Annotated in this window: 3 protein-coding genes; all 3 read right to left on the minus strand. The window is 54.1% G+C overall.

Features of this window, described 5'->3' with window-relative positions:
- Positions 1 to 401 (minus strand): hypothetical protein (locus tag PDO_RS28820; RefSeq protein WP_007603277.1); only part of this gene is annotated, 401 nt, incomplete at its 3' end.
- Between the two features lie 204 nt (positions 402 to 605).
- Complete coding sequence (locus PDO_RS27255; protein ID WP_081593194.1) at positions 606 to 908, minus strand: type II toxin-antitoxin system RelE/ParE family toxin; 303 nt, start codon at positions 906 to 908, stop codon at positions 606 to 608.
- A 4-nt stretch (positions 909 to 912) separates the two neighbouring features.
- The gene (locus tag PDO_RS14845) at positions 913 to 1164 is read right to left on the minus strand and encodes a ribbon-helix-helix domain-containing protein (RefSeq protein WP_007603279.1); all 252 of its coding nucleotides are present in this window, start codon (positions 1162 to 1164) and stop codon (positions 913 to 915) included.
- Between the last annotated feature and the right edge of the window lie 342 nt (positions 1165 to 1506).

Genomic DNA, 1506 nt, shown 5'->3' on the forward strand with positions numbered 1-1506 from the left:
ATGCCCCACGAGACATTGGCCGGGAAATAGCCGTTTCCTGAAAAAACCGTAGGTATGCGGTATTTTTGAGCTGATAGCTGACCCTTTACATTGAGATCCCATGACAGAGTCTGGGGACCTTCAGGTGTATATATCCTGACCTCAATCGGTTCACAGAGCACTGTGCCTAACCACACCTCTTGCCCGAATTTAAGGTCAACGGGCAAAGGAACGCCGCCGCTTCGTTTGCACCCTCGGTTGACATCGACACCCAAGACTCTGACCGAGTCCGTTTTCGCAGTGATGTGCAGTTCCCAAATATTCATATTCGGGTCGTTTGAGACTTTCCGGGCCGAAAGCACTTCGGCGCTTACAGCTCCAACACCGGAAAGAAGCGCCAATATTGCTAATGCGAGCCTCATCTCATCCCCCCGGTGTTGCTTCGAACGCTGAAGCACAACCATGGATGTTTATCAGGCTTTTGGGAAATGGAAATTCCCGGAGGACCCAACCTCATGAGTTGGCAGGTGCCGGTGGTCAGTACCCGGGTGTTCCGGACTCACCCAGGAACCGGGCGAGCGTAGCGAAGAGAAGCTTTTGAGCGTGACATCGCCCCAACGGCTTCTTCATCCCCCGAAATCTTGCGGCTTGATATCTTGCGCGCCGTGCATGACGCGGAGTACCACCACACGGTCATGATATGAGCGGTAATAAATGCAGCGCTGGCGATACGGAAAGCCGCGCAAACCCTCTAGGATGTGGTCACGCGGCGAACCGGTAAAATCGGTTTCAGCGATCCAGGCAATCTTGGCGGTGAGATCGGCCAGGAACTCCTGCGCGTAATGGGGACTGCTCTCAGCGATGTAGCGCCGAATCCCGCGCAGATCATTGACGGCGAGGGGAGCGATAATCAGGCGTTTCGGGTTGATTGTCTTAGCTTTCGTTCAGGACATCTCGCAGAAGGTCGGCGCCGTTGGCGTATTCTTTGCCAAGGCCAGCATCGATCTCTGCGTCGGCTGCCATGATATCATGGCGCAACGCCTGAATCTTGATTTCATAATCGGCAAGCATACGGATACCGGCGCGCACCGCCTCGGTTTCCGTACCGAAACGGCCATTCTTTACGAGGTCGGATAGGATCCCGTCGTAATTGTCTCCCAATGAAAACGTCTTTGCTCGCGCCATGTGCTCAGCTCCTTTGTCACCATATTATGCACAAACCCAATACTTTTACAATACTTTTACTGACAGGGTTCCTTTGATGTACGTTGCGGAAACTGTCGGACTGCGGCGGCTTCCGAAAGCATGACGGTACGGCACGCAACGCGCTGTTAGCAGCGTCCTTCCGCATCACTGTCGTCATACTGTCGTGTCGTCCAGTCGAGGGCGAAGCTATGGTAGTTTCACATCGAGACGAAAGGGAACACGGCGATGAACACGAACACGCTCACTCTTCCCCCTATGTTAGCGGCTGTCTGAAACTGCGGGTATTCGGTGCCGAGGATTGCACGAGTTAAGTTCTGGGCC

Origin of the sequence: Rhizobium sp. PDO1-076, assembly GCF_000247475.1 — a bacterium.
Lineage (GTDB): Bacteria > Pseudomonadota > Alphaproteobacteria > Rhizobiales > Rhizobiaceae > Allorhizobium.

Bases quoted from the DNA above. Each gene is read 5' to 3' on its own strand.
- PDO_RS14845 (WP_007603279.1), bottom strand. From the start codon at position 1,164: ATGGCGCGAGCAAAGACGTTTTCATTGGGAGACAATTACGACGGGATC.